The 1,095-nt window shown below is 55.8% G+C and carries 1 protein-coding gene; it reads left to right on the top strand.

The window, feature by feature from the left end; translation table 11 throughout:
• Positions 1-987: restriction endonuclease subunit S (locus D7231_RS35540; protein WP_206752010.1), on the top strand; the 987-nt coding region annotated here is incomplete at its 5' end.
• Positions 988-1,095 lie beyond the last annotated feature (108 nt).

Genomic DNA, 1,095 nt, shown 5'->3' with positions numbered 1-1,095 from the left:
CTCGTAACCAAGGCTGGCCCGCGTCACCGAGTCGGCGTCGTTGTTCACGTCGGATCTACGCGGCCCCATATTATGGTGTCGGGAAAGATGATTGGTCTGCGGCCGAAGACCAAAGTTATCTTGCCACAAATACTCGCCGGACTTCTGTCGACTAGCGCTATTCAAGAGTTTCTGAATACGCGAACAACCGGTATGGCCGAGTCTCAAACGAACTTCGCAGATGAGGCCCTGCTGGCCACTCGTCTCAACGTACCTCCGATGTGCGAGCAGCGTCGAATTGCAGCTGTTTTGGACATGGTCGATGATCAGATCGCCATCTTCAAGCGGATTCTTGCAAAGCTGAGACTCGAAATGGAGGGCGTGCGTGATGACCTAATAGGTGCGCTTCCGCCGGATGCTTTCTTCCCGCTCGCCGACCTGTGCGTGGCTGATATCTGTTATGGCATTGTGCAGTCTGGCGGTTATGTGGCCGAGGGAGTGCCAGTGCTTGCTATTCGTGATCTTGGGGGTGATTTTGCGACAGGTGTGCATCGAACATCAAAGTCGATTGATGCGCAATATAGGCGCAGCCGCGTAGCGTCGGGCGATGTCTTGCTGTCAATCAAGGGGACAATTGGTCGCGTTGGCGTAGCGCCAGAATACTACGTTGGCAACATCAGTCGTGAGATTGCCAGATTGAGGTTCGCGCCAAGGGTAGATTCTAACTTCGCTCGCCAGTACCTGCTAAGCCGCGCCGCTCAGAGGCGCCTCGATCTTGCGGTGGTTGGGACTACCAGGGCGGAGATTTCCATTCACGTATTGAAGCGCTTCAGTTTCCCGGCACCTGACATTGCAATCCAGTACAGGATTGCTGAAGCGATGAATGAACTCGAGCGACGCATTGACGCTGAGAGGAACGCGCTGGAGAAGCTCCAGGCGGTCCGTCGGGGGCTTTTTGAAGACCTTCTTACCGGAGGCGTCCGGGTACCACTGGAGCGTGCTTCATGAGTGCGGGTCCGGAGTATACAGAGGTCGAGAAGCCACTGTTGGATCAGTTGGCAGGTCTTGACTGGCAGACGATCGAGGGCTCGAAGTCCGATCCGGCTGTCACTGAGC

It is taken from the genome of Streptomyces klenkii (genome assembly GCF_003626645.1).
Classification (GTDB): Bacteria; Actinomycetota; Actinomycetes; order Streptomycetales; family Streptomycetaceae; genus Streptomyces; species Streptomyces klenkii.
This window is presented reverse-complemented; position numbering and strand designations above follow the sequence as displayed.